Source organism: Palleronia sediminis (assembly GCF_004358695.1).
In the GTDB taxonomy this organism is placed as follows: Bacteria; Pseudomonadota; Alphaproteobacteria; order Rhodobacterales; family Rhodobacteraceae; genus Palleronia; species Palleronia sediminis.
In genome coordinates this window covers 1-757 of sequence record NZ_SNAA01000051.1, presented here as the reverse complement: position 1 = coordinate 757, position 757 = coordinate 1, and the positions used below count along the sequence as shown (strand labels likewise).

Genomic DNA, 757 nt, shown 5'->3' with positions numbered 1-757 from the left:
CGGAGCGGTGACATGGACGACCTCTACTGGCTGAGCGACGAGCAGATGGCCAAGCTTTCCCCTTTCTTTCCGAAGTCGCACGGGAAGCCACGGGTCGATGACAGGCGGGTGCTGAGTGGGATAATTTTTATCAACCGCAATGGGTTGCGCTGGCGAGACGCTCCCGCCGCCTACGGACCGCACAAGACTCTCTATAGCCGGTGGAAGCGTTGGAGCGAGAAAGGCATCTTCGCCCGGATGATGGCCGGGTTGGCTGCCGAACACGGCGAGGCGATGACTGTGATGATCGACGCGACCTACCTGAAGGCACACCGCACGGCGACCAGCATGGCCGCGAAAAAGGGGGGCGCGGTCGCCTGATCGGTCGAACCAAGGGCGGCATGAACACCAAGCTGCATGCCATCTGTGACAGCCAAGGGCGGCCGCTCAACCTGTTCGTCACCGCAGGGCCGGTTAGCGATTACATCGGCGCGCGAGCGCTGCTCAGCAGCCTCCCAAAGGTCGACTGGCTGCTTGGGGATCGTGGCTATGATGCCGACTGGTTCCGAGATGCGTTGAAAGACAAGGGGATACGCGCCTGCATCCCGGGTCGAAAACAGCGCAAAACAACCGTGAAATACGACAAGCGCCGCTACAAGCGGCGCAACCGCATCGAGATCATGTTCGGTAGGTTGAAAGACTGGCGTCGCATCGCCACCCGCTACGACAGATGCCCGAAGGTCTTCCTCTCCGCCATCGCCCTCGCCGCAACCGTCAT

1 protein-coding gene is annotated in these 757 nt (G+C 61.4%); it reads left to right on the top strand.

Features of this window, described 5'->3' with window-relative positions:
* Positions 1 to 12: 12 nt before the first annotated feature.
* Positions 13 to 757 (top strand): IS5 family transposase gene (locus tag E2L08_RS16840; protein ID WP_133398232.1). Its coding sequence is split into 2 segments (ribosomal slippage), with 746 coding nucleotides annotated over them: positions 13 to 337 and positions 337 to 757; the frame shifts between segments, so codons are not numbered across the junction. This gene is flagged as partial in the annotation.